Origin of the sequence: Calidithermus terrae (genome assembly GCF_003574345.1) — a bacterium.
Lineage (GTDB): Bacteria > Deinococcota > Deinococci > Deinococcales > Thermaceae > Calidithermus > Calidithermus chliarophilus.
Genome location: NZ_QXDL01000430.1, coordinates 1 through 1214, shown reverse-complemented (window position 1 = coordinate 1214; position 1214 = coordinate 1). Strand labels below are relative to the sequence as shown.

At 71.0% G+C, this 1214-nt stretch carries 2 protein-coding genes; one reads left to right on the top strand and one right to left on the bottom strand.

Going from position 1 to position 1214, the window contains the following annotated elements; translation table 11 throughout:
• Positions 1-18: 18 nt before the first annotated feature.
• Positions 19-657 carry an HD domain-containing protein gene (locus Mterra_RS21385; protein ID WP_119316887.1) on the bottom strand — a complete coding sequence of 213 codons (639 nt, stop codon included), beginning with the start codon at positions 655-657 and terminating at the stop codon, positions 19-21.
• A gap of 77 nt (positions 658-734) precedes the next feature.
• Between Mterra_RS21385 and Mterra_RS21380 the strand changes: the two genes are divergently transcribed.
• Positions 735-1214: universal stress protein (locus Mterra_RS21380; RefSeq protein ID WP_147373054.1), on the top strand; the 480-nt coding region annotated here is incomplete at its 3' end.

The window sequence follows — 1214 nt, the reverse complement described above, 5'->3', positions numbered from 1 at the left end:
CCCGCAACCCAATCCCCCCTACGCTCTCCCCTCCCACTCCGCGAGGAATTGCTCGACGTAGCGCTCCATGAAGGCGTGGCGTTCCTCCGCGAGGGCGCGGGCTGAGGCGGTGTGGAGGCGGTCTTTGAGGAGGAAGAGCTTTTCGTAAAAGTGCATCAGGCTGCTCGAGCTCGAGGACTTGTAGTGCTCGAAGGAGCCGTGCAGGACGGGCTCCTCTTCCGGGTCGTAGAGGAGGCGGCCCTTGGCCCCGCCGTAGGCGAAGGTGCGGGCGATGGCGATGGCGCCGATGGAGTCGAGGCGGTCGGCGTCCTGAACCACGCGGCCCTCGAGGGTGGGCATCTCGTCGGGCACGCCGGCGCCCTTGAAGCTCACCCGGCGGCAGACGTCCTCGACCGCCTCGATGACCCCCTCCCCCACCCCGATCTCCTCGAGCCAGCCCCGCAGGGTGCCGTGGGGGCGCTCGAGCTTCCAGTCCTCCACGTCGTGACCCAGCGCGGCCAGCTCGACCACGTAGACGTCGGCCCCCTCGGCCAGGGCCAGCCGGCGGGCGGTCTGCCACACCCGCCACACGTGCCACCAGTCGTGGCCGCTGGGGTCGGCGGCGAAGTCTTCGTGTACGCGGCGGGCCAGCGCTCGGACGTGGGCGTGCGGTTCCATCACACGCCAGCATACGGCCTGGCACGGACATTCCTCTCATACCTAAGCCCTAAATTGAGAAGGAAAGGAGGCGGCTCATGTATTCACGCATCCTCATGCCCACCGACGGCAGCCCCGCCAGCCAGAACGCCCTGGGCTACGGCCTCGAGCTCGCCCGCTGGCTGGGCAGCCGAGTGACCTTCCTCTACGCCCTCCCCGAGGTCAGCCTGGTGCCCACCGCGCTCGGCAGCGTGGTCGTCCCCTTCGACCTCGACCGCCAGGCCGCCACCGAGCAGGTGCTCAGCCAGGCGCAGAAGATGGCCGCCGACGCCGGGATCGAGGCCTCCCTCGAGGGCGTGCCGGGCTACCCCGTGCCCAGCATCCTCGAGGCCGCCCGCTCCCACGACCTCATCCTCATGAGCCCCCACGGCGCGGGGGGCGCCGAACGCTGGCCCCTGGGCTCGGTCACCCAGGAGGTCCTGCAGCACAGCCCCGTCCCCGTGCTGCTGGTGCGCCGCCCCGCGCCCACGCCCACCCTGCCCCGCTCCCTGCTCCTGCCCACCGACACCAGCGAGCCC

Coding starts and splice junctions, on each gene's coding strand:
- Mterra_RS21385 (WP_119316887.1), bottom strand. CDS start 657: ATGGAACCGCACGCCCACGTCCGAGCGCTGGCCCGCCGCGTACACGAA.